Raw genomic sequence first — 20,730 nt, forward strand, 5'->3', positions numbered from 1 at the left:
AATTCCTGCATTAATTAGTAAGTAAGTAAGGCCGCCGGTAGGTAAAGATACCATTAGACAGCATATCAGATACGCCAAAACCGGCACTATCGCCAAAGCCTTTAAGGACAAATTGCAGACCTATGCTGCTGTCCAACTGACTTGCGTTGGTAAAGTTACCTAACGGTAAGTCCAGATCGGTCTGCAACTGGCGTTTGGCGACCAAACGTACCGCCCAACAGCAAGACTGATACTGCACGCCGAAACTGGCATCTATCATACGATTATTTGTTACATCACGATAGTAAGCGCCGATCAACTGCCAATTGTCAGCTACCGGAACAGTGCCCAGCACGCCCAGCTGTCTGATCTGCAACCCTGAGACTGCGCGGCTGTATCTATGGTTCAATTGAAAGATGCTATTGTCACCGGCGCGATAATCCAGCGATGCATTACTTTTTATCACTTGTTCGCTGTCGATATCATATTGTAGTGCGCTGCTGAAGTACCATTTCTGATACCAGTGCCAAATCAGCTCCGCTGCTAACATCGACTCAGTAGAGCTTAAATCGTCCGGTTCATCCGGTTGGATAGTGGGCTCATCAAGAAAGAAAATTTGCCCCAAACTAAAGCGAAACAGTTCGTTATCGACATTATCGTAAAACCGGGTTGTCCAGCCGACGGTAAGCTGATTGGCTTCGTTAATGCGGTCTAACCCGGAATAACGGTTGATACGAAACAAACCGTAATAGTCATCTTGTAGCCTGGCGGTGTCATATAGGCCGATAGCCGTTTGATCGCGATACGGAATATACAGATACTGAACTTGCGGCTCGAAAGTTTGCAAGCCGCTTTCGCCAAACCAATTGTACTCGCGCTCGAGGTTTAATTTGGAATGCAGCCTGACTTTCGGAACTGAACGGCTTGCGGTTGATGTAAGTGCTCCGCTGTTATCGGTCAGATTTTGCTGGTAGTAAGTGTAAAGTAAACTGGCTTGCGCTGTCAGCTCCAACGCCGGAGTAATGTAGGGTAGCTCTAAGCCCGGTTCAATATGTACCCGGTCAGCGTAAGTCACATCAGCGCTGTCATTACGAAAGTGGGCGTATTGCGCCTGCCAGGAGAAATTAACTCCCGGTAGCAAGGCCAGCGGTTTAGCAGAGGTGATATTGATTTCCGGTAACGCGCTGTAAGCTTTATCGTAATTACCCAGAATCTCGAAGCCTTGTGCTCTGATAGTTGAGTGAACTTGTTCGCCGAAATAACTGACGCTGGCTTCGCGCAGTAACTGGGTATCACTTTGGTTGCTGTAGTCTGAACCCAACTCGCTGAGATAAGCATCATCGCTGATGTCGGTAAAATCAACGGAGGCACGAAGCTCAGAGGTAAAATCAGTTAAATGGCTGATGTGGCTCAGATAGCGACTGCCGAAGTCACCCGGTTTTTCATTATCTGAGTGCAGGTACTCAAACTGCACATTACCCTGATGTTGTTCAGTCAGGTAGCGAAAGTCAGATTTAAGCTGGCTGCCGCGCTTGCTCATATAGCGTGGTGTCAGTGTTAAATCGTAGTTCTCTGCCAGGTTAAAATAATAGGGTAGCTCGACATCCAGCCCCGATTTTTGCGAGCTGCCGAACTTCGGCAATAATAAACCGCTGCGGCGTTGTTCATTTACCGGAAAAGTCAGGTACGGTAAATAAAGCACCGGAATATTTTTTATTTTAAACACCGCATGGCGGGCTTCGCCCCAGCCTTCATCTGCCTCAATATTAATTTCACTGGCATGCAAGGCCCAGCTGTTGTCCGTTGTCGGGCAGGTGGTAAACAGGGCATTGCTCAGCACAATCTGTTGCTTTGACGCGGTTAGCTCATCGGCATAACCACGGCCGGCCTGTAAGCGGAATTGATAACTGGCTTCGTCCAACCGGGCACTGTCTTGTTGTAAATCTGCGTTGAAGCGGCTGGCGCTGACATGCAAGGCATTATTAAAGTAATCTATACCACCGTCAGCAGTCATGCTTTGCTGCGCGCTGCTGAAATTCGCTCTGGGTGCCAACAGCAAGGTGTCACGATAACCGATTTGTACGTTGCCGCTAAAAGCGGCTTGTTGGTTGTCGCTCAGGTTCACCTGATCTGAGGTGATGCGAACAGCAGCATCGTTGGCGTCAAGACTATCAATGCCGGCGGGTAACGGCTGCGGTAAGTAGCACATTGCTGCGGCGTGATCTTGTGCAAAAGCCAAAGGGCAGGTCGCCACAATCAGAAAAAAACTTACTCCAGCGAACCCATGCTTCATGCAGCCACTCTTGCCTTACTTCAGGTTGAATATCGTTATGTAAACAGTAGACTTGCTATGATAAATCAATTTTAGAAATCCTGCTAATCCGATATAGTGCAGCCAGTATGATAATAGACGGGTTTTGACTGAGTTGGTTCAGGCTCTGCCGGCAGCGTAAGGGTAAAATTGTGTGGGGTAAAATTCTCGGCGCGTTATTTGGTTTGGCATTGCTTAAAGTGCCTGGGTTAATTATCGGTGTGTTAGTCGGACACTGGTTCGATCGGGCCTTTAAGCAACAGTTTGAAGCAAACGGTGGTTTTAACGCACTATTCACCGACACCCTTGATGAGCAGGGATTGTTCCGCTATACCACTTTTGCCACTATGGGGCATATTGCTAAAGCCACCGGTGTGGTGACATCGGCGCATATCCAACAGGCTACACAGTACATGGCACAGCTTGGTCTTAGTGCAAGCCAGCAAAAGGAAGCCCAGGCTGCTTTTCGTGACGGTAAGGCGGTGAATTTTCCGCTGCGGCCGCAATTACAAAAATTTTATCAGACTTATCGACGGCGCAAAGACGTACTGCAATTATTCCTTGAGATTCAACTGAGTATTGCTTGTGTCAATGGCCAAATGACCAACGCACAATACAGCCTGTTACAACAGGTTGCCGGTTACTTAAACTTCAGTGCGCTGCAATTGGACAGATTAATGCAGGCGTACCAGGCACAACACCGCTTTTCCGGTCGAAGTCACAGTAGCAGCGCGGCGGATAATTTAGCAGACGCCTATAAGTCGCTGGGCGTCACCGAAGTGGTGACCGATGCTGAGTTGAAAAAGGCTTACCGTAAACTGATGGCGCAGCATCATCCGGATAAATTAATGGCTCAGGGCGTGCCGGCTGAAATGCTGGACCTGGCCAAAACGCGAACCCAGGATATTCAGGCCGCCTACGAGTTAATTAAACAGCGACGCAGTCGCAGTTAGTGTGTTACAGCCCAACTGAGGTTAACCAGCCGTAGATTTCGTGTACCACCCACTGCTGCACATCGTTGTTGTAACCGGAGCCACTGAGAGAGCGTTGGCGATACACCGGTTTCATATGTTTGTTCACCAGTTGGCGGCGCAAACGTAACTGGCTCAGCACCTGGCTGTTGTCTTGCTGGTGGCTGATGTCTAATGTCGGCACTTGCTGCGTGGCAAGTGCCTTGGCAATTTGCCGGTTAAGAGTGGTGTCGGCCAGGTAAGCACCCAGCATAATAAAAGCGGCCGGCTCGGTTAACTGTTTTGAGGCATAAAGTTGGTTTAGCACTGCTGCGCTGCTGCCCTGGGCGATGATAATTGTTACGCCGGGATTTTTTTGTGCTAATTCTTGTGCCGCATTCATCCGCTCAATTAACTGCTGTTGGTAGGCTGCTAAGGCATCATCTGCCGTAATATCCGTCGGCATAGGTGGTGGCATAAGGGCTAAAGTGTGCCAGCCGTAGTCATTCAACTGTTGGCGCAGAGTATCAATATGTTTCGGGCTGGCAGCGTGCTCACTGCCGTCCGGCAGCAAAATTGCGGTACCCTTGGTATAGCTGGTCATGGGCTCGCGGCGCAGTGCTAAAAAGCTTTGTTGTTGCAGTAGTGGCAATTCTACCAGTTCATCGGCATTAATTTGACGACTTAGATCGGCAACAAAGGCTTGTTCAGTTGACAATGACACTGCAAAGCTGAGAAATGGCAGCAGTAAACAACATAGCAGGCAAAGATAAAGCAGGTGCCGCATAGCAGACGCTCATTACACAATGATAACCTGCTATCGGCACGCAGGCGCAAAACTTTAATGAGTTTGAGCAGTCAGCGCACCAGGCAATACATATTTATCAAAGGTGTACAGCACCTGTGATTTGTAATCAAACTTGATATAGCCTTGTTGCTGTTCCAACATGGTTACGGTTGCAGCGACCGGCAGGATAAAGCAATACTTTGTTGCTTTAAACTCAACTAAAGCACGGGCCATTTCCTGCAGTTGTTCGTTGGCAGCCAAGCGGGCCACCTCTGCTTCGGCATTACACACGTGTGAATTGGCGCTTAGTGACACAGTAGGCGCAGGTTGTGCTGCTGTGGTAAAGGCTGTGGTAAAACCGGCGATACACAGCAAACTTAGCGGGCGGTAAAATTTAGGCATAGTAAACTCCTGAACCCAGCATGCCGGTGCGCGCTCCTTGTGGCGGCGTAGCGGGTAATATTAACAAACAAGCAGCACATCACGGTGGCATTAATAGTGCAGACCGGGCCGACATGCTAACACAGCTTTTTTATCCCGCGCAGAGTGATTTACCCACGGATTTAACGAAAATAAAAAAGCCGCTGATATACAGCGGCTTTTTTTTGCATAAACTTTAATCAGCGTAATACAGGTTCTTTAATTTTCGCCGTAACCTTAGCTTCTATACGCTGGTTAGCAGCATGAGCCTCAGGTGTATTGCCTTCAACGCGCGGCTTGGTGACACCGTAGCCGACAGCACTGATGCGTGACGGGTCAACATTAAAGTCGTTTTTCAGAATGTCGGCCACTGCTGTAGCGCGACGCTCAGATAAACGCATGTTATACGCCGGGTTGCCGATATTAGACGCATGGCCTTCAATCATTACTGTAGACTCAGTAAAGCGCTGCATAAAGGCGCCAAGGTTATCTACGTCATCCCGCTGTTCTGCACCCACTACGGCAGAATCAAACGGGAAGCGCACTTCGATATCAATGTCACCTACCGCAGCCATTTTCTCAACATAAACAGTACAGCCTGATGCGTCGACTTTATGCACCGCCGGGGTGCCGGCACAGTTATCGATATTATCCGGCACACCATCGCCGTCGGTATCTGCCACCGGAACCGGAGCTACCGGTTGTGCTCTTACAGGCGCCGGTGCCGGCGCCGGAGTTGGTGCTGCTTTTGCTGCTGCTGAGCCAAACAAATAGCTCATGCCCAGCTTGATACCGGCATCACCGTAGCTTTCATCGATGCCCTGGTAACGGTTAGCTTCGGCAAATAAAGCAAAGTTTTGATTAAAGAAATGCTTGTAGCCAACACCAAGATTGAATGCCGTAGTATTCTGTGCGGCATCCATGCGTTTTATACCGCCCACTAAATATAATGCCGGCATATTGCTTAAATGATACATTGCATCAATACCGTAGCGGTTGCCGTTTACATCTGTACCATCAAGTTTAGATTGCATTTCCATCCGCGCATATTCTGCGCGCAGCGCCCAGTTTTCGGTCAGGTAGTAGCCCAACTCAATACCATAGCCCCAGTCTTTTTCCATGTAGCTCCAGGCGGCAGACTCTGTTTTATCAGTATCCGGCATGTAATACTCACCAAACAGTGAGCCGAATACGCGCTCCTTTAAATCTGCCGCAGTTACGGTATCAGCTAACACATTGGCGCTTAATAAAGGTAATGCCGCAGCGACAGCTAAAAACGTTTTTTTAAGTTTCATCCATATCTCCTTAGACTCACCCGACAATTTCCCTGCCACATTAATATTTTATATGGCATGTTAAATTGTGACATTTAAAATGTAGTACATTTGATTGTGGTAACAACATTATTTAATAATGTTACACCGCTCAGATGAACCTTAGGTTAATAAAAAAGCGATTTTAATAATCAGAACGGACAGATTGAAATAAATTCCAGCCAGCGTTTATTGATAGGGTGCTGTAAACGAAGTTTTTCGGCGTGTAATTGTAAGCGGTCAGCTGCCAGCAGGGCAGGGGTATCAGCATAGAACTTGTCGCCGAGGATGGCATGCCCCAACCACTGCATGTGTACCCTGAGCTGGTGCGAGCGGCCGGTGACTGGTGTGAGCTTGACACGGCTGCTGCTGCTGTCACGGCTTAATACCTGATAATGCGTCAGGGAGGCTTTGCCGTGCTCGTAGCAGACTTTTTGTTTGGGCCGGTTCGGCCAGTCACAAATCAGGGGTAAATCGATACTGCCGCTGTCTGCGTCAATCTGGCCGCTTACTCTGGCAATATAGTGTTTTTCGGTTTCGCGTTGTTGAAATTGCCGGTTCAGTTCGCGCTGGCTATCAGCACTCAGTGCCATCACTACCACCCCGGAGGTTGCCATATCCAGCCGGTGCACCAGCCGTATGCCGGGCCATACCAGCCTGGCACGGTATTCCAGGCTGTCTTTATGTTCCGGCGCTTTGCCGGGCACAGTCAGCAAGCCGCTGGGCTTATTAAACACCACCAAGGCTTCATCCTGATACAAAATATCCAGATAAGGCGACAGCGGTGGTGCGTAATGCAGCAGCATAATCAGTCGTGGCTGACGACGATCAAGCGGATCGCATCTGCTTTTAACCGCGCTTTGCCAATATACTCTGTCAGCTGTTGCTGCTGTTGCACCAGCGCATCTATTTCATCCTGGCGTACCGACGGGTTGTATTGACGCAGTGCGGTTAAGCGTTGCTGCTGTTCACTCAGCGTTTGCATGGCACTTTGCTGCGCAGCCTGCACTATGCTGCCCAATTGGCTTTCGGCCATAGCAGTGGCAGTGGCAATTAACGGGTGAATAGTGGTTTGCAACGCCCCGGCCAGTTTACTGCCGGTTTGCCGGCCGACCGGTTTAAGTTGCTTATTTAACTGCTCAAAGCTGACTTTAGCTGACAGGTTGTTGCCACTTTTGTCCAGTAACAGCCGGATTGGCGTTGCCGGTAAATAGCGGTTTAATTGCAGTGCCGGTGGCGCGCTGGCCTCAACAATAAAGTTAAACTCCAGCAAATAACTGCCGACCGGCAAGGCTTTGTTAGTCAAAATGGCCACTGAGCTGCTGCCATGCGGCTCTGTGGTCAGGATATCCAGGGTACCGCGCACCATCGGATGGTCCCAGCTCAGTAGCTGAATATCTTCTTCGGCCAGCGCTGTGGCACGGTCAAAAGTTACGGTAACGGCATCATCCTGTAAGCCCGGATAACTGCTGCACTGCATATGCTCTGACGGCGACAGAATAATACTGGTGTCGCTGCGGTCTTCCTGATTAATACCCAGCATATCCCAGGCTTTAAACATCAGCATTGGTAATGCGGTGTCGTTATCCTGCGCTTCAAGCTTCGCGGCCAACTGTGCTGCTGCAGCGCCACCGGCTGAGTTAATTTCCAGTAATTGGTCGCGGCCCTGCTCCAACTGTTGTTTTAGCTGTTGGTTCAGCTCGCGGCTTTGGCTAATCAGTTGTTGCAGCGCGGTTTCATCGATGCTTTGCTGCGCCAGTAACGGTAACAGCTGCGGTGCAAAGTGTTCAAATACGTTGCGGCCGGTTTGGCAGGTGTGCTCTAACGCATCCAGGCCTTGCTGATACCATTGCAGCAGCACCTCCTGGGCATGGCTGGCAAAATAAGGCAGGTGTAGCTGAATGTCGGCTTGCTGACCGATACGGTCTAACCGGCCGATACGTTGCTCCAGTAAATCCGGGTTTAGCGGTAAATCAAACAGCACCAGATGATGAGCAAACTGGAAGTTACGCCCCTCACTGCCGATTTCGGAGCAGAGTAACAGTTGAGCACTGTATTCTTCCTGGGCAAAGTAGGCCGCTGCTTTATCGCGCTCCAGAATACTCATGCCTTCATGAAACACGGCGGCGCGAATACCCTCGCGCACCCGCACCGCTTCTTCCAGCGCAATGGCGGTTTCAGCACGGGCACAGATCAGTAAAAACTTCTGCTGTTTATGGCTTTTCAGCAGTTGCAGTAAATGCTCTACTCTGGGGTCAAATTGCCACCAATTACTTTGTGCATCCAATTGCTGAAAAACCTGCTCAGGAAACAAATTGGCGCTGATGCGTTGTTGTTCTGTCAGGGTTGGATTCAGGCTGAAATGCACTTTTAACGCATTCTGATATTGCTCCGGCAATGGCAGCGGCGTCAGATGAGCAAAACGCTTGGGAAAGCCTTTAACGCCGGCACGACTGTTACGGAATAAAATACGCCCGGTGCCGTGGCGGTCTAATAATTGCGCCAGTACTCGCTGACGCGCCTGTGTCAGGGCGGCGTCATCATGGTGTTCACTGCACAGCAGCGCTAATTCAGCGCTGATATCGCTCTCGCGTAATGCCTGTTGCAGTGCTTCAGCTTCAGCTTTGCTAAGGCTGCGTTGCTGTAGCAATGGCTTGGCAATAGCCGCAATATGCTGATAGCTCTGTTCTTCCTGTAAAAAGGCGTCGTAGCTGTGAAATCGTGCCGGGTCGAGCAGCTTTAGTCTGGCAAAGTGGCTCTCGTGGCCCAGTTGGTCCGGTGTGGCTGTCAGCAAAATTACGCCGGCCGTATTGGCAGCTAAGGCGCTGATGCATTGATATTCTTCACTTGGCGCCTGCTCGCTCCACTGCAAGTGATGCGCTTCATCAACCACCAGCAGATCCCATTGGCTTGCTACTGCCATTTGTTGCCAGCGCGGATGGTTCTTTAAAAACGCCATGCTGCACAATACCAGTTGCTCTGTATCAAACGGGTTGTCGCTGTCCAGCAATGACTGCTCACAGCGCTCCTGATCAAACACGGCAAAATGCAGATTAAAGCGGCGCAGCATTTCTACCAACCACTGATGCTGCAATGACTCCGGCAGAACAATTAACACCCGGCTGGCCAGGCCGCTGATAAGTTGTTGGTGAATAATAAAGCCTGCTTCAATGGTTTTACCCAGACCTACTTCATCGGCCAGCAATACGCGTGGTGCAAAGCGCTGTGCTACTTCGTTAGCAATGTGCAACTGATGCGGAATTAAATTTACCCGGGCGCCGGATAAGCCACGCAGCGGATTTTGCTGCTGTTGGTGCAAGTGTTGCCATGCCTGATACCGCAGGGTAAACCAGTCAAAGCGGTCGATCTGACCGGCAAACAACCGGTCCTGGGGTTGGTTAAAGCTGATAAAGTGATCAAGGAAGGTTTCGCGTAATTCAGCATAGCTGCCATCGTCCGTGCGAGTGCCGCAGTACACCAATATACCGTGTTGCTCTTTTATGGCGCTTACCAACAGCTTAAAACCGTCGGCGGCAGCAATTTCGTCGCCAACATTAAATTGTACCCGGGTTAACGGTGCTTCTGCCTGAGCATACAGCCGCGTTTCTCCGCTGGCCGGAAACAGTAAGGTTAAATGCCGGCCTTCCAGCGCGACTATAGTGCCTAAACCTAAATCGGATTCTGTATCACTGATCCAACGTTGTCCCGCAGCAAACTTCATCTTGTACCCTATCAGCTAAAATGGGGCGCTATGGTACCAGGTAACAGACGGTACTGCACCTTGAATTAGTCATAAATATAGCGTTTTTCTATGTCATAAGTTTGCCACACAGGCCAGGCACAGTGTTAATACCTGAGCTTGTTGTAAATTTTAGTTAATGGCTGAGCAAAGTGTGACAGTTGCACTATGCTTGTTTTATGACACCGGTAAGCGGCCGGTGTCAGGCGAAGAGGAGCCCCGTATGGCGCGAAGAAAAAGCAAAGAAAAGAAAATTTACGTTCTCGACACTAATATCCTGCTGCACGAACCTTTTGCCTTCCTTAACTTCCAAGAACATGACGTTGTTATCCCGATGACGGTACTGGAAGAACTTGACCATATTAAAGACCGCAACAAAGACGTCAGCCGTGACGCCCGCGTTGCCATTCGTGCGCTGGAAGATGTGTTAAGAGATGCCTCTCCTGATCAAATGTTACAGGGCGTGGCTATGCCCCGTCAGGGTGAGCAAAAGCAGGGCGGGCATTTGTTTATTGTCAATGACCATCATATCACTGATGAAATTCCGGGCTTGCCAGGCGGTGAAAACGATCATCTGATCATCAATACTGCCTTGTATCTGCAGCGGGAAAAAAGTCCGACCAAAGTAATCCTGGTCACCAAAGATATCAATATGCGGCTAAAGGCTAAAGGCGCCGGGTTAAAATTGGTAGAAGATTACCGTACCGATCAACTGATAGACGACGTACGGTTTTTATACAAAGGCTATTACAAATTCCCCGGCGATTTCTGGAGCCAGGTAGGGGAGTGCCGCAGTGAGAACGAAGGCCGGGAAACCTATCACTATGTTAACCGCAGCGTACTGCCGAATGCCTATATCAACGAATATCTGATTGATGAAGTGGAAGGCTTTGCCGGCAAGGTCGTCGCAATAACCGATAAAGAAATCCGCATTCTGGATTTTGGCTATGAGCGCTTAATGCACCGCCATGCCTGGGGTATTCATCCGAAAAATATCTATCAGGCCATGGCCATGCAAGCTTTACTTGATCCGCAAATGGATTTGGTGATCCTGACCGGGCCGGCCGGTTGTGGTAAAACCCTGATTGCACTGGCGGCAGCGCTGGAGCTGGTGATAGAAAAAGGCATGTACGACAAGGTTATTGTTACCCGTAATACGCCGGAAATCGCCGAGTCTATCGGTTTTCTGCCCGGCACCGAAGAGGAAAAAATGGCGCCCTGGTTGGCGGCCATTACCGACTCACTGGAAGTGCTGCATAAAACCGATGAGCATCCGCATGCCAGTGTTAACTACATTATGGAAAAGGCCAATATTCAGTTTAAGTCAGTTAACTTTATGCGCGGGCGCAGCATTCAAAATGCCATTGTTATTCTGGATGAATGTCAAAACTTAAGTGCGGCCCAGCTGAAAACCATCATTACAAGGTGCGGAGAAGGCACCAAACTGATTTGCTCCGGCAATCTATCACAAATTGACAGCAACTATTTAACAGCTGTAACATCTGGTCTGACTTACATCGTTGAGCGGTTTAAAAACTTTGAAGGCAGTACCACGATGAATTTAAATGGCGTTGTGCGCAGCCGGTTAGCCTCGTTTGCCGAGACCAATTTGTAACGCACAATAAGGCAATAAGCCTGTTTGACTAATATGATAAATCAGCCAGGCTTATTGCTGTTTTGATCCCACACCCGTCCGGATGGACATGCAAAGGAGTTGCATGCATAACCCAAGTTATACTGAATACCGCAGAACCGGTTTGCTCGGGCTGATATTGGTGCTGCTGCTGTCAACCTTTGCTGCAACCTTGCATTACCTGCGCAGTGTCGATGATAAAGTGCTGCAAACCCGCACCAGGCTGGTAGCCGTTAGTTCGCAATTGGACAGTCAGTTTGCGCCTGTGTTGGCATACAGCGCCGCTGTTATCAAGGTAGCGCAGCTAAAGTTAGCATTGCCGCCGCTGACAACAGAAGACAGCATACTGCTGCTGGATCTGGACGCTGAACAAACGCAGCAATTGCCGCTTACCTCTGATGACAGCTCGCTGCAGGCTGAGCTGCAGATGTTAATGCACTTGCAGCCGCATTTTGACATGGTCGTCGAAGCGCTGCCGTCTGTAGTTGGCGTCTATTATTTGTCCGAACGCGGTTTAGCTTACAACGGTCAGAATAAATGGTCTGACTACATGGCCGACCATCTGCTGCAGTGGCATAAGCACGCAGTTAACAGCAGAGAAAATGGCTATGAGCGCGGTATGGTATTTTACACAGAGTTTATGCCGCAACAAGCGGCGGTGTTATTACCGCTGTATACTGACGAGCGCAGGTTAGGCAGTTTTCTGTTTGCCTTATCGCTGGAGCCGATGTTAGCGCCGATGTATGAGCAACATAGCGATATCGATTTTATGTTGCTGGACCAGGCCGGCGAGTTGATCAGCCACTCTACGGCACAACCGCCGCAAAGTACTACCGAGCATATGCTGCAAATACAACGGCTGAACACTATGCCGTGGTCGCTGGCGTTACTGGAGCAAAAAACCAGCTTATTTGCGGCCGGTGTAAAAGATTTTCTCTGGCATTGGTGCAGCTATGCGGTATTGCTTGGCACCCTGTTGCTGGCGTTACAGTATCGCTTTCGCCGTCGCACCTTGTCGGCGGTGCACCGGCTGACCATACATTTGGAACGGCTGGCAAACGGCCAATCGCAGGGAGTACGGCACGTGCCGGACGGCTGGCAGGACATTTTTGACCGTATTTGCCAGCTGCACAAAGACAAACCCTCAGAGTAAGCGGTAAGAAAACTGATTATTGCGGCTGTACATCTGGTACTGCGGGCTAATGGTGCCCGGTGGCAGTTGCGCCGGGCCTGTCGGGTCTACCAGCAGGTATTGCCGGCCTTCAATCGTCACTGTCATATCCTCTGCTTGTGCCGGTAATTGCACGGCCAGCATGGCATGTTGCGGCAGGTAAATCATGGCCAGCCGGACATCCGGCAACAGCATGCGCAGCAGCGCCGCCAGTAATACCGCCTTGCTGTCGCAATCGCCGCGGTGTTGTTGCAGCATTTTCAGCGGTGGGCTGAAACTGTAACCGGCTGCTTTGCTGCGATCAGATAAATCCTGATAGGGTATTTGTTGCAGCCAGCTGCTGATATAAGCCAGCGAGTCACGGCTGGGCGTATTAGCCAGTTTGGCGTGCAGTGCCTGTGCCAGCGGCAGCAAGTCGGCTAAACTGTCGGCCATCAGACGCTGATGGTCGGGAATAATATAGTGTTCACCCAACAGCGTACTGTGCTGATAGTAGTAATCGCGCTGCAAATAAAAGGCCGTGCGCTCCAGGGTTAATTGTTGCAGTTCAGCGGCTACTTGTTTTTGCAGCGCGGCGTCGCGGGTGCGGATGTTATAGCGCAGGCCACTGTACTGCGGTAAACGCTGCAAGCGGACATTGGCGTATTGTGCCGTATGCGCCCGCAAGTCTTGCCACAAATATTGTTGCAGTAATGCCGGCTGAAAGCTACGGAATTGGCGGAAATGTTCTGCCATGGTGGTATTACTTACAGCAAACTGCAGTTGCTGTGGCTGGCCGTTAAAATCAAACTGATAACTAAACTGCAATTGTTGCTGTTGTGGCTGCAGGCTAAAGCGCATCGGTGTGGCCGGTAATACCGGCGCACTTAGCATTACCAGCACAATATACAGCGTTATCAATGGTTTCATCCGGCTCCATGGGTGTTACGGCGTTGCCATAGCACTAAGCATAATGCCAGTAGCAGCAAGATACCAGTGCTGCCGCCCGACACTTCTACCGTAGTGCTGCTGACGTAACTGTCGCGGCCATAATCTTCCAGCGGTAACAGGTCCAGATTAGCGTCATCAAAGCCGGATATTTCGGCCAGCAGATAGCCGGTGGCCGCGTCAAACAGACGGATAGTCAGCAGGTACTCATCGGCGGCAAAGCGGTTTTCCAAAATGGTGTCTATCGCCAGCCAGTCGTCGGCGCTGTCGCGGTACAATTCAAATACGCTGCTGGTATAAAAAATCCGTTCGCCACCGTAAGTGGGTAGCAGGCTGAATTCAGCAAACACCTGCTGGTAGCGCTCAGACGTGTCGGCATCCAACTCGACCTCCAGCCGGTGGTAATAACCATTGCTGTCTAAATCGCCGCTGAGAAACACATCTACGCTATGAAACCAGACGTGGCTTTGGTAACCCTGCACACCGGCCATTTGTGGTTTATTGCTTTTCAGGCTGACAGCAGTGTTAGTGCCGTGGCGTTCAGTGGTACGGCTGTCGGCGGCAGCCGGCAATGCTGCCAGCAGTAAGCTGCTGCTAAGGAACCAGATAATAATATTTTTCATAACGACATCTCCGTTGGCTTTGTTACTATTACAGGCTGGCGGCATGAATTTTGGCTGAACCCCAACGTAAAGGATGTGTAAAGCAATGAAAGTAGTACGCACTTTGGTGGCGGAGAATGGCGACAATGCGATTGATTTGCTTAGTAAAAGTGTGCCGCAGTTATCTAAAGGCCGCTTAAAGGATGCTATGGCCAAAGGGGCGGTATTGTTGAGTGGTAAACCGCAAAAACGTTTGCGCCGTGCACAAACCACACTGCAGGCCGGGCAGCAATTGCAACTGCATTACGATGACGATTTGCTGCAACGCCAATGTGCCGATGCGGTACTGATCAGTGATTTACAGCAGTACAGCGTGTGGTTTAAACCGGCAGGTATGTTGTCGCAGGGCAACGAATGGGGCGATCATTTGTCGTTAATGCGCTTTGTTGAGCAGTACTTTGCCGCCAAACGGCCGGTATTTTTACTGCACCGGTTGGACAGGGAAGCCAGCGGCCTGGTGTTGCTGGCGCATACTAAAACTGCCGCAGCAGCGCTGAGCAAATTGATTGCGGAGCACAAAATCAGTAAGCAGTATCAGATCCGTGTAAAGGGGCAGCTGAGTGACAGCTTATTGCAACAGGGCGAAATCGCGTTGCCGCTCGATGGTAAAGCCAGCCTGACGCAATTCAGCCTGCTGCAGTATGATGCAGAGCTGCAGCAAAGTTGGCTCAATATTGTGCTGGTAACCGGGCGTAAACACCAAATTCGCCGGCATTTTGCTGCCGCAGGCCACCCGGTAATGGGTGATCCGCAGTACGGTAAAGCCAATAAAGACGCCGCCGGTCTGGCCTTGCAGGCGGTTAGCCTGAGTTTTGTCTGCCCGCTGCAGCGCAAAGCGGTAAATTATAACCTGACAACGCCTTTATTGCTGTTTACCGGCGGCAATTAGTTCAGATGATCGACTATGGTGGCCGGCAACACCAGGCTGTTGCAGCTGAGGCTGATGCTGCCAAGGCGGATAGCATTAATTAAGTCCTGGCGTACCATATTGCTGCGCCACTCACAGGTGCCCGGTTGGGAACTGTCTAACCATAACAGCCGGCAGTTATCCACAGCGTCCTGAGTGTTGGCCAGCGACCAGCACAACCACAAAGCCTCACGCAGTGCACTGAGTTCTGATATCTGCCACGGTTTTTCCAGCACCTGTGCCAGTGTTAAACGCAAACTGATTAACCCGGCTATGGTACCTTTTGCTAAATGCGGCAGTAAAAGCTGTTGTAACTGCCGCGCCAGTTGCTGCTGCAAAACGGCAGCTTCAGCCTGCGGGGCGTTTACGGCCAGCCAGATCACATCATCCTGCACACAGCTGGCCACTATTTGCTCCGGCGCTAATTGCTGCAAAAAACTGTGCGTTGCCAAATGCAAGCGCTGCTCACCAAACTGCAGCTTCAGCTGCTGGCTGTTGTTGCCTGCAAACGCCATTAACGTCAGATTGGTTTTATTACTGTGCTGTTGCAGACGCTGGCAAAAAGAATTCCAGCCGGGCGAGAGTAGCGGCTGCACTTTAGCGCGTTGCTTAACGCGGCGGCGATACCACAGCAGCAGGACGGCAGTACTGAGCAATAACAGCGCTAATGTCACTTGCAATGCCACGATGGCGGCACGCTGCTGTTGCACTACTTGTTGTAGCTGTTGCAGAGCGGCTTGATGTTGCACCTTGGTTGCTACTTGCACCAGACCATTGTTTATCATGTTCAACTGCAGCTTATTTTGTTCGCTGAACTGTTCAAAACGCAGGCTGCCGGCTTGCTGCATATGCTGATAAGCCAACGGCCAATCACCGCGTTGTGCGGCCAGTTGCGCTGCCAATTCGTTGTAACGAAACTTCAGATAGGCCGGGGTTTGCTCTATCTGCGGTGCAATGTCCTGCAGCAGCGCGGTTGCCCGGGAAAACTGCTGTTGCTTAAACAGTAATCCGGCCAGCGCAATACTGCTTTCCTGCAGATAGGTTTGAATATTCTGCTGGCGAAACAGCTGCAGCGCATCGCTGAAATACTGTTGGGCCTGCTCCGGTTGTTGTTGCAACTCAGCCAACCGGCCCAGCCCTTGCAGGGCAATACCGACACGTAACAGATCATCCTGCTGGCGTGCTAATGTCAGCGCTTCTTGTAAAACATCGGCGGCCTGTGCTGCAGTACTGCTGTCTTCCAGGTAGGTTTCACCAATATAAATTAAAGTATAGGTATAGCTGGAGTGGCGTTGCAGCGCATGGTAACGCTGCCTGGCCTGCTGCAGATGATGCAGTGCTTGTTTATGATCTTCAATTTTGCGGTACGCCATGCCTAAGCGGAAGTGGATCGATGCCAGTGCTTCGTCATCCTGTAATTCCGTGGCCAGTGCCAGCGCCTGGTTTAAATGTTGATAGGCTTCGCCATAGGCGTTATTTTGCAGGGTTAAACGGCCAAGTGTAATGCGGGCTTTAAGCTCTGCAGCGGGTTGCTGAGTTTGTTGCGCCAGTTGCAGGCTGCGCTCAGCGTATGGAATGGCTTGTGGAATATTGCCCAGTTGGTTATAGGCCTGAGCAAAATTTTGCAGCACATCGCTGTACAAGTCGCGGCCTTGAGCGTCTTCGGCGTGTTGTATTAACTGCTCTGCCTGTTCCAGCTGGGTAATTGCAATGACCGTATCACGGTACAAGATGCCGTAAACCTGAGCTTTGAGCAGGTAGGCATGCGCACGTAAATAACTGTCTTGCGTCAGCGTCAGCGCGCGGCTTACAGCGTCTATAGCTGCATCCTTATTGCGCAAACGCAGTTGGGCTTCGGTTAATACCAGCCAATCTTCAGCACTAAGGCTATCTGTAGGTTGCGACAGTAAGTGATTACTTACCTGCTCGGCGTTCGAGGCGGCATGCGTTAATCGCTGGACCAGCGGCTCTGCGGCTACACTGCCGGGTAACAACAGTAACACAAGGGCAAGGCGTAATAGCATAGTCACGGCTGTAATGGTTTTTACTGCAGTGTAACGGGTATTGTGCAACACGGCTATACCTTGTGTTGCGGCTGGCCGCTGATAAAAGCCTGCACATTGGCGGCTAATTGTTGCACCATACGCCGGCGTGCTTCAGCACTGGCCCAGGCCATATGCGGTGTGATGATCAGGTTGGGGTGGCTGCTGTTACACAAAAGATCGTCCGCTGCCGGCGGTTCTTGCTGCAGCACATCCAGTGCCGCACCGGCCAACTGCCCGCTTTGCAGAGCATTTAACAGGGCGGCGGCATCAACCAGGCCGCCACGGGCAGTATTGAGCAACAGCGCGCCGCGCTTTACCATCGCGAAGGTGTGGCGGTTAAATAAATGCTCTGTATCAGCGGTTAGCGGGCAATGCAGCGAAATAACATCAGCTTGTGCCAGGGCATCGTTAAACACGACCCGGCCCTCGCGGCATATCGCTGCGCCCGGTTGCTCGGCAATCACTACCTGCATGCCAAAAGCGGCGGCGAGCCCCGCAGTGGCTTTACCCAGAGCGCCGTAGCCGATAACCACAAAGCATTTGCCGGCCAGTTCGGTTACCGGATAGTCCAATAAACAAAAATGCCGGCTGCGCTGCCAATCACCGCGTTGTACTGCCTGATGATACTGTTGCACCTGGTTGGTCAGTTGCAGCAACAGGGCAAACACATGTTGCGGCACTGCCGTGTCGGCATAACCCCGTACATTGCAGACAGTAATACCAAGCGCCGCTGCGGCAGTCAGGTCAACGTTATTTACCCCTGTAGCCGCCACACAAATCAGTTTTAATGCCGGTAGCTGTTGCAGTATGTCAGCCGTGAGTTCTGCCTTGTTAACAATAGCGATAGTGGCGTGTTGCAACCTGGGTACGATATCAGCAGCCAGGGTATGCGAATGGCACACTAATGTCGCGTTTTGCTGTTGTAAGGCCGATAAATCCGCGTCGCCCATCGTGGCGGCATCAAGAAAAACCATAGTGTGCATTGTTGTGTTTCCTTGGTTAGCTCTGTACCTTAATAAGGTGCAAATAATCTCTTGCCGCGTTATACCAGCGCTTTGGCGCCGGGTAAACGTTTGCTGCGCTAAACTATGCTAAAGTCGCATCTGTTCGCGTAGAATCACGCCACGGCGTTAGTTTTTCAGGAGTCGCTTTATGTTTCCAGCACGTTTTCAGCCGGTGTTGTTTGCTTTTATTATGTCTGGTTTTATGGCGTTTCTGATGTCAGGCATTCTTACCTTTATTAATCTGGGCTGGTTTGCTGCATTTTTCAGTGCCTGGATGAAAGCTTATTTGTACGCCCATGCCTGTGCTTTTCCGCTGGTGTTTATTTTTGCGCCGCTAAGCCGTAAATTGGCCGGTATGTTGAGCAAAACCGCTTAGGTCGTGTTCGGTTAAACTCTGTCACTTCAAACCATGCTGTTGTTGTTAAACCACAGGTTAAGCTGTTGCGGTAACTTAGCCAGCCAGGCATCTAACTGTTGTGGTGTCATAGGTTTGGCAAAGTAATAGCCTTGTATTTTATCGCAACCGCAACTTTGCAGATGTTGCAGCCCGGCATGATTCTCCAGCCCTTCTGCTGTTACCGAGAAACCCAGGCTATGGGCTAATTGAGTGGTGGCTTTGACAATCAGGGCATCGTTGCTGTTGTGTTCAATGTCTTTGACAAAAGCACGATCTATTTTCACCTCATGTACCGGTAACTGTTTTAAATACGCTAATGACGACTGGCCGGTACCAAAGTCATCTATCGATAATGTAATACCCAGCTTACGCAGCCGGTGCAGCTGAGCAATAACCGTTTCGGTATCGTCCATCACCGCACTTTCAGTTACTTCCAGAGCCAGTGCCGCCGCCGGTAACTGATGTTGTTGTAACAGCGCGGCAATGTCGTCGGCCAGTTGCGGGTTTAGTAAGTCAAACACCGACAAGTTTACCGCCAGTTGCATTGGCGTAGTGCTGTGCCACCAGCGTGCAGCCTGAGCAATAACCTGTTGCAGCATCCATTGGCTTATCAGGCCGATATTGCCGGAATGCTCAGCCAGCTTAATAAAACTGTCCGGTGGCACCAGGCCCAACTGCGGGTGTTGCCAGCGGATCAACGCTTCAGCACTGTTGCAGCCCGGCTGCTTAATATTCACTTTGGGTTGATACAATACAAAAAACTGACCGTTGTGCAGTGCCTGCGGCAAATCGCGGATCAGCCCCAACTCACGTTGGTGGCTTTCATCCTGGCCTTGCTGATAAAAGGCAAGGCCGTCCGGCATTTGCCGCGCGTTTTCCAGTGCGATATCAACCCGCCGCAGCGCATCGTTGACGCTAAGCTGGCCGGCGGCAAAATTATAAATGCCGGCGTACAATTTTAAATTAATAGCCGAGTGCTGCAGTTTGTAACCATTAAGCAGCGGCTTAATAAGCTGTTGCACTTGCTCTGTCAGCAAAGTGTGGGGATACAACAGTACAAACTCATCACCACCCGGCCTTGCCAACAGGGCCGGTGCCGGCAGTGTTTGTTGCAGGCGCTGAGCCAGTTGCTGCAACAACAAGTCGCCGTTACTGAAGCCCAATACATCATTAATGCTTTTAAATTGCTGAATATTTAACTGCAGCAAACTGCCATCACAGTTATCCAGCCACTGCTGCAATAAGCGTTCTATCGCGGTGCGGTTGTACAGGCCGGTAACAGAGTCATGTTCAGCGTTAAACTGTAATTGCTGTTCACGTTGCTTAATATCCTGTTGCATGGTGCTTAATGTGCGGCTGAGTAAGCCTACTTCATCATTGCCACCCGCCGGTGCAGTAGCATCAAAGCCCTGGCCGATACGCATGGCAAACTGGCTGAGTGCTTGTATCGGCCCGGTAATACTGCGGGCAAAAATAAAGGCAATTACTAAAGACAACGACAAGGCGGCACCAAAAATATAAAACAGCTGGCCGCGCAACTGCCTGTAGCTGCTTAGCCAGCGTTGGTTAGACAGGTGTTGTAGCGCCCAGAGTTGCTGTTGCTGGTCCAGCGGCAATGCCACTGAGACAAAATCTTGCTCCGGACTGTTATGAATGGCGTCGGGTTGGCTGGTAAGCGCACTGAGTATGTCGGGTAGTTGCTGCTGATGTGATGATTCCAGCGTGGAATTGCCGATACGGTGCTGGCCGTTTTGCATGGCGGTAAAACTGATGTCCAGTCCGGTGACACCTTTTATTTGTTGTGCCAGCGGGCCGTCCAGTGGAAAGCCCATACCAACCCAGGCAATCAGGTTTGGTGCTTTAACCGGTGCCAGTACCAACTGAAACGGTTTGCCGTTCAGGCTGATAATGTCGGCTACTGTGCTGTCATTGGTGGCTGTTTGCTGAAACAGCGGTGCGATATCGCTGATATTAAGCTCCGCGTCTGAACTGGCCAGTAAAGCGCCGTCCGGCGCCAAAAGCAGCATCAGGCTGGCGTTAATGCGGTTACCGTGATTGTCCAGCACCGAGGCAATAGTTTCCTGCTCAGCCGTTGCTACCGCGCGGCGAAAACCAAAATCAGCAGCCAGAATACGCACACTGTTGCTCAGTTGATCTGCACGGGTATCCAGCGCCTGACGTAACACCTTGGTGGACACGTTCAGCATGTGGCGTGCCTGCAGTTCACTGTCGTGTTTCAGTGTTGTTAACGTGGCAAAGCCGGTGGCAACCGCCAGCAAGCTTAATAATAACAGCAGAATAAATATCAGTTTGCTGCGTAACGACTTAAATGGCATCGGTCAGACACCGCATAACAACAGTGCAAGGTGCAAAGAAACAGGCATAATACTGAGTACCGGGCTGGAATATTCGGTTAACAATAGCAATAACCTGTGGCAGGCTCAAATAGAATTGAACACTAACCACCACGCAATGAGATGGACTG

Annotated in this window: 16 protein-coding genes; 5 read left to right on the top strand and 11 right to left on the bottom strand. The window is 50.7% G+C overall.

The window, feature by feature from the left end:
* Positions 1 to 10: 10 nt before the first annotated feature.
* A complete protein-coding gene (gene lptD, locus HRH59_RS12715) occupies positions 11 to 2,272 on the bottom strand; it encodes an LPS assembly protein LptD (RefSeq protein ID WP_173501647.1) in 2,262 nt (753 codons plus the stop codon).
* Positions 2,273 to 2,442: 170 nt separating this feature from the next.
* On the opposite strand from lptD, the gene djlA reads away from it, so the two are divergent.
* Entirely contained in the window at positions 2,443 to 3,243 is an 801-nt protein-coding gene (gene djlA / locus HRH59_RS12720) for a co-chaperone DjlA (RefSeq protein ID WP_173501648.1), read from the top strand.
* Positions 3,244 to 3,247: 4 nt separating this feature from the next.
* Here djlA and HRH59_RS12725 read toward each other — a convergent pair whose 3' ends face one another.
* The 5 genes from HRH59_RS12725 to rapA form a co-directional block, all read right to left on the bottom strand.
* On the bottom strand, positions 3,248 to 4,027 hold the full coding sequence (locus HRH59_RS12725) for a DUF3530 family protein (RefSeq protein WP_173501649.1): 780 nt from the start codon (positions 4,025 to 4,027) through the stop codon (positions 3,248 to 3,250).
* A gap of 54 nt (positions 4,028 to 4,081) precedes the next feature.
* Complete coding sequence (locus HRH59_RS12730) at positions 4,082 to 4,429, bottom strand: hypothetical protein (protein WP_173501650.1); 348 nt, start codon at positions 4,427 to 4,429, stop codon at positions 4,082 to 4,084.
* A gap of 218 nt (positions 4,430 to 4,647) precedes the next feature.
* The gene (locus tag HRH59_RS12735) at positions 4,648 to 5,742 is read right to left on the bottom strand and encodes an OmpA family protein (RefSeq protein WP_173501651.1); all 1,095 of its coding nucleotides are present in this window, start codon (positions 5,740 to 5,742) and stop codon (positions 4,648 to 4,650) included.
* Positions 5,743 to 5,912: 170 nt separating this feature from the next.
* On the bottom strand, positions 5,913 to 6,566 hold the full coding sequence (locus HRH59_RS12740) for an RluA family pseudouridine synthase (RefSeq protein WP_173501652.1): 654 nt from the start codon (positions 6,564 to 6,566) through the stop codon (positions 5,913 to 5,915).
* A gap of 2 nt (positions 6,567 to 6,568) precedes the next feature.
* Positions 6,569 to 9,481, bottom strand: coding sequence for an RNA polymerase-associated protein RapA (rapA, locus tag HRH59_RS12745; protein ID WP_173501653.1), 2,913 nt, complete (start codon positions 9,479 to 9,481; stop codon positions 6,569 to 6,571).
* Positions 9,482 to 9,722: 241 nt separating this feature from the next.
* Here rapA and HRH59_RS12750 point away from each other — a divergent pair, with 241 nt between their 5' ends.
* Both HRH59_RS12750 and HRH59_RS12755 read left to right on the top strand, forming a co-directional pair.
* The gene (locus tag HRH59_RS12750) at positions 9,723 to 11,114 is read left to right on the top strand and encodes a PhoH family protein (RefSeq protein ID WP_173501654.1); all 1,392 of its coding nucleotides are present in this window, start codon (positions 9,723 to 9,725) and stop codon (positions 11,112 to 11,114) included.
* A gap of 103 nt (positions 11,115 to 11,217) precedes the next feature.
* Positions 11,218 to 12,285: a hypothetical protein gene (locus tag HRH59_RS12755; protein ID WP_173501655.1), complete on the top strand. Its 1,068-nt coding sequence runs from the start codon at positions 11,218 to 11,220 to the stop codon at positions 12,283 to 12,285.
* On the opposite strand, the gene HRH59_RS12760 is transcribed toward HRH59_RS12755, so the two are convergent.
* Both HRH59_RS12760 and HRH59_RS12765 read right to left on the bottom strand, forming a co-directional pair.
* Positions 12,277 to 13,212, bottom strand: coding sequence for a transglutaminase domain-containing protein (locus HRH59_RS12760; protein ID WP_173501656.1), 936 nt, complete (start codon positions 13,210 to 13,212; stop codon positions 12,277 to 12,279). The two genes, HRH59_RS12755 and HRH59_RS12760, sit on opposite strands and share 9 nt — an antisense overlap.
* The gene (locus HRH59_RS12765; protein WP_173501657.1) at positions 13,209 to 13,853 is read right to left on the bottom strand and encodes a choice-of-anchor H family protein; all 645 of its coding nucleotides are present in this window, start codon (positions 13,851 to 13,853) and stop codon (positions 13,209 to 13,211) included. Before HRH59_RS12765 ends, HRH59_RS12760 begins: the two co-directional genes overlap by 4 nt.
* A gap of 85 nt (positions 13,854 to 13,938) precedes the next feature.
* On the opposite strand from HRH59_RS12765, the gene HRH59_RS12770 reads away from it, so the two are divergent.
* On the top strand, positions 13,939 to 14,781 hold the full coding sequence (locus HRH59_RS12770; RefSeq protein WP_173501658.1) for an RluA family pseudouridine synthase: 843 nt from the start codon (positions 13,939 to 13,941) through the stop codon (positions 14,779 to 14,781).
* On the opposite strand, the gene HRH59_RS12775 is transcribed toward HRH59_RS12770, so the two are convergent.
* Together HRH59_RS12775 and HRH59_RS12780 are read right to left on the bottom strand one after the other, a co-directional pair.
* Positions 14,778 to 16,874, bottom strand: coding sequence for a tetratricopeptide repeat protein (locus tag HRH59_RS12775; protein ID WP_173501659.1), 2,097 nt, complete (start codon positions 16,872 to 16,874; stop codon positions 14,778 to 14,780). The genes HRH59_RS12770 and HRH59_RS12775 overlap by 4 nt on opposite strands.
* A gap of 2 nt (positions 16,875 to 16,876) precedes the next feature.
* Complete coding sequence (locus HRH59_RS12780) at positions 16,877 to 17,827, bottom strand: D-2-hydroxyacid dehydrogenase (protein WP_173501660.1); 951 nt, start codon at positions 17,825 to 17,827, stop codon at positions 16,877 to 16,879.
* Between the two features lie 169 nt (positions 17,828 to 17,996).
* Here HRH59_RS12780 and HRH59_RS12785 point away from each other — a divergent pair, with 169 nt between their 5' ends.
* Positions 17,997 to 18,224, top strand: coding sequence for a DUF2798 domain-containing protein (locus HRH59_RS12785; RefSeq protein ID WP_173501661.1), 228 nt, complete (start codon positions 17,997 to 17,999; stop codon positions 18,222 to 18,224).
* A 26-nt stretch (positions 18,225 to 18,250) separates the two neighbouring features.
* Here the strand turns inward: HRH59_RS12785 and HRH59_RS12790 are convergent, their stop codons facing one another.
* Entirely contained in the window at positions 18,251 to 20,581 is a 2,331-nt protein-coding gene (locus HRH59_RS12790) for a putative bifunctional diguanylate cyclase/phosphodiesterase (protein ID WP_173501662.1), read from the bottom strand.
* Positions 20,582 to 20,730 lie beyond the last annotated feature (149 nt).

Source organism: Rheinheimera lutimaris (genome assembly GCF_013283795.1).
Classification (GTDB): Bacteria; Pseudomonadota; Gammaproteobacteria; order Enterobacterales; family Alteromonadaceae; genus Alishewanella; species Alishewanella lutimaris.

What these genes read in the sequence shown, in the direction of transcription:
- HRH59_RS12785 (WP_173501661.1), top strand. Translation starts at nt 17,997, where the DNA reads ATGTTTCCAGCACGTTTTCAGCCGGTGTTGTTTGCTTTTATTATGTCT.
- HRH59_RS12760 (WP_173501656.1), bottom strand. Translation starts at nt 13,212, where the DNA reads ATGAAACCATTGATAACGCTGTATATTGTGCTGGTAATGCTAAGTGCG.
- HRH59_RS12765 (WP_173501657.1), bottom strand. Translation starts at nt 13,853, where the DNA reads ATGAAAAATATTATTATCTGGTTCCTTAGCAGCAGCTTACTGCTGGCA.
- HRH59_RS12790 (WP_173501662.1), bottom strand. Translation starts at nt 20,581, where the DNA reads ATGCCATTTAAGTCGTTACGCAGCAAACTGATATTTATTCTGCTGTTA.
- HRH59_RS12780 (WP_173501660.1), bottom strand. Translation starts at nt 17,827, where the DNA reads ATGCACACTATGGTTTTTCTTGATGCCGCCACGATGGGCGACGCGGAT.
- HRH59_RS12725 (WP_173501649.1), bottom strand. Translation starts at nt 4,027, where the DNA reads ATGCGGCACCTGCTTTATCTTTGCCTGCTATGTTGTTTACTGCTGCCA.
- HRH59_RS12735 (WP_173501651.1), bottom strand. Translation starts at nt 5,742, where the DNA reads ATGAAACTTAAAAAAACGTTTTTAGCTGTCGCTGCGGCATTACCTTTA.
- lptD (WP_173501647.1), bottom strand. Translation starts at nt 2,272, where the DNA reads ATGAAGCATGGGTTCGCTGGAGTAAGTTTTTTTCTGATTGTGGCGACC.
- HRH59_RS12730 (WP_173501650.1), bottom strand. Translation starts at nt 4,429, where the DNA reads ATGCCTAAATTTTACCGCCCGCTAAGTTTGCTGTGTATCGCCGGTTTT.
- HRH59_RS12755 (WP_173501655.1), top strand. Translation starts at nt 11,218, where the DNA reads ATGCATAACCCAAGTTATACTGAATACCGCAGAACCGGTTTGCTCGGG.
- rapA (WP_173501653.1), bottom strand. Translation starts at nt 9,481, where the DNA reads ATGAAGTTTGCTGCGGGACAACGTTGGATCAGTGATACAGAATCCGAT.
- HRH59_RS12770 (WP_173501658.1), top strand. Translation starts at nt 13,939, where the DNA reads ATGAAAGTAGTACGCACTTTGGTGGCGGAGAATGGCGACAATGCGATT.
- HRH59_RS12750 (WP_173501654.1), top strand. Translation starts at nt 9,723, where the DNA reads ATGGCGCGAAGAAAAAGCAAAGAAAAGAAAATTTACGTTCTCGACACT.
- HRH59_RS12740 (WP_173501652.1), bottom strand. Translation starts at nt 6,566, where the DNA reads ATGCTGCTGCATTACGCACCACCGCTGTCGCCTTATCTGGATATTTTG.